This window comes from Streptomyces zinciresistens K42, assembly GCF_000225525.1.
Taxonomy (GTDB): Bacteria; Actinomycetota; Actinomycetes; order Streptomycetales; family Streptomycetaceae; genus Streptomyces; species Streptomyces zinciresistens.
On the sequence record NZ_AGBF01000381.1, the window covers coordinates 1 to 2,800 of the forward strand.

The window sequence follows — 2,800 nt, forward strand, 5'->3', positions numbered from 1 at the left end:
CCGCCGTTCTTGCGGGCGCTCTCCTTCGCCGCGAGGAATGCGACGCGTGCCAGGTCGACGCCGGAGAGCTGCGGGGCGGTCGTGTCGGTCATCAGTGCTCCTTACCGGCGTCCCAGGGACATCAGGGCGCTGTGGCCGGTGAGCCGCAGCGCGCGCTGGACGAGGTCGGTGCCGTACATGGACTCGGCGGTCGTCCGGCCGAACGCCTCGACGGCAGAGGTGACCAGGGCGGTGTCACCGTGCATGAACTCCGCCCATGCCGTCTGACGCATGACCTGCAGTTCCTCGACGGTCAGGTCCTGCGGTCCGGTGAGGTCGGGCAGTGCTTCGGCCGGTGCGGCGGGGGCGGCGGTCGCGGCGATCGCGTCAGCGACCATGCGCTGGACCGCGGCGCTGCGAGGTGCCTGCCAGTCGCCGTCGAAGCGCTCGCTGCGCTGCCGGACGGACTGGATCCGGTGCCGTCGTGCCGCTTCGGATGCAGCGTGCCACTGGGCAACGGCCAGGTCCCGCTTGTCCTGGGTGTCCAGGACCTTGTGGGCGCCGCTGAGCAGCACTGCCAGCAGCCCCGAGGCGCGGCGGACCCGAGCGGATCCGCCCCGGAAGTGGAGCCAGCCACGCACTTCCTCCGCGGTGAATCCGGCGTCGGCAACGTCGCGGACGACCCACGCGATCCGGGGCACCGAGCAGCCGCGCAGCCAGTCGACCTGCTCGATGAGCTCGCGGGCCAGCTGGAAACGGCGGCCGGTCTGGTTGAGGGTGCGACGGGCCTTCGCCTTGGACTTCTTCTGGGTGGGGGACGTGCGCTTCCCGAATTCGAGCTTGCTCTCAGGGGGGAGAGAAGTACCACCCGCAGAAGAAGAGCTATCTGAACTACCCCCCATTGGGGTGCAACGCGATGACCCCGACGAACGGGTTCTCGAGCGACGGGAACGGCGGCGCCGCAGGAGCTTCTGCGCCATCTTCGCCAGCCGCTTCATGAGCGCACGGCCCTCGTCGCCGATCCCCCTCAGCGCGCGGACAAGCCGATCGCAGGTACGGGTGACGAGGTGCAGGGCGGCGTCGAAGGCCTGGGGGATGATCCACACGAACTCCGAGGCCTGGCCGCCCTCGCCGGACACACGTGTCCCCTTGGACCGGTAGGCGAGCAGTCCGCTCTCCCGCAGGATGGCGAGGTGGTACTGGATGGTGCGCTCGCTCAGCTTCAGGACGCGAGCGAGAAAGTCGACGCCAGGCCGGCAGGGAGCGAGGCGGGCGAGTTCGGCGGCGACACGAAGGGTGGTCTCGCCGACCTTCCGGGGACCGTGGTCACGGGTGCGGCGGTAGGTGTCCTCGAGGTAGGACCAGCAGACGGCCTGCATCCACGAGAAGCCGTCGGGGGCGAACCGGCCGGAGGTCGTGGAGACCCACTGGTCAGCGGGGGCGACGCGGACCCGCTCGGGAACAGCGGCGGACGCGTAGGGGGCTTGCAGGGGCTGAGCGGAGAGCACGTGGGTCCGTTTCCGGGTAGCGCGAAATAGACCCGTGGCGCGCATGAGCGCGGCGGGCCTTCAAGGGCCTGGGGAGGAGCCGCCAGCCGGCGGCTAGGGAGGCGTCAGAGACACATCAGGGAGAGCTGCTCCGGCTCGGCAACCGGCGCATAACCCTTCTCCCTGGGGTCCTCCTGCTCGGGGAGCAGGCTCAGCTGCTCCGTGGTGTCGGTCGACTGCACTTCGTCCGCGGACTCCTGCGCCGACTCCGGCGCAGGCCGGCGGGGCACGACGCGGATTCGTGCCGCCCGGTGCGGGCGCCGGTCGCGGAGCACGTTGCGCGGCGGAGGCGTCGTGGCGTCCTCGGCGACCACCTCGGCGAGCGCGCGTACTTGGGCCCAGCTCAGCTGGGTGCGCAGTCGCACGGTGCGCAGCGATGCCCCGTCGCAGAGCATCTTCATCGCAGCGAGCTCTTTGCGGGCGTGGTCGGCTTCGTAGTTGGGCCACGGGGCAGCCGGCTGGACTGTCGTGATCGTCTCGTCGGTCGTCGGTGTGTCGTCGGTCGTCATGTGGCACCGCCCATTGAGGTGGTGGGGTCGGCCTTCGAGGACGCGCTTGCCGGATTGGGCCGCTGGCCGGTGGGCCAGGGCGTCGTCTTGGCCTTCGTCAGTGGGAAGTTGAGGTCCGGTACATGCGAGGGTGCGCAGGTGCCGGTGAGCGGGTGCCCTCCCGCAACGCCGACCGCGAGGTCGGCCCGCAGGCGGCTGCCCGTGAGGATGTCGGCGGCTATGCCGGAGTGGCCGGCGCATGCGCCGAGATCGTGTCCGGCGCGCGGCGGCCGCACGGCAGGGCTGCTGCCAGGAGCAGCCGCCTTCCTGCATCCGCGTGCCGCGCGGACTACGTACCGCGTACTGGTGGACAGGTCGATCACCGTGGGGGCCTTCAGGATGGAGTGGCAAGGCGAAGGCCGGGACCGGGCACGTCAGGTTTGCCCGGCCCCGGAGCACTGAGGTCGGTAGGGGCGATCAGGGGCAGATTTTGGACAGGCTCGTGATCGTCCGGAACTACCGCGTGGGCCTCGCCGCCGCCAGGAGGGAGGCATTTGCCGTGTTCGCGCCCGTAAGGGACAGGCGGCCGGCAAAGCCTGTGACCTGCGCGATGGTCGCGAAAAAGCGTCGTTTTTGCTGCACGTGGTGCGCACGAGGTGCGGGTGATGCCACACTCATCCAGATCGATCTCCGTCTTGTTCGGGGAACACGTACGGGCCCGGCCATCGCATTGGCCTAGGAAACCGGAATGGCCGGGTCCGCACCGCTCCTTGCGGGAGCACGTGG

2 protein-coding genes are annotated in these 2,800 nt (G+C 70.2%); both read right to left on the reverse strand.

Annotated elements, in window-relative coordinates; translation table 11 throughout:
• Positions 1 to 101: 101 nt before the first annotated feature.
• Positions 102 to 1,487 carry a helix-turn-helix domain-containing protein gene (locus SZN_RS36530; RefSeq protein ID WP_007505747.1) on the reverse strand — a complete coding sequence of 462 codons (1,386 nt, stop codon included), beginning with the start codon at positions 1,485 to 1,487 and terminating at the stop codon, positions 102 to 104.
• Positions 1,488 to 1,591: 104 nt separating this feature from the next.
• On the reverse strand, positions 1,592 to 2,035 hold the full coding sequence (locus tag SZN_RS36535) for a hypothetical protein (protein WP_007505748.1): 444 nt from the start codon (positions 2,033 to 2,035) through the stop codon (positions 1,592 to 1,594).
• Between the last annotated feature and the right edge of the window lie 765 nt (positions 2,036 to 2,800).

Coding starts and splice junctions, on each gene's coding strand:
- SZN_RS36535 (WP_007505748.1), bottom strand. CDS start 2,035: ATGACGACCGACGACACACCGACGACCGACGAGACGATCACGACAGTC.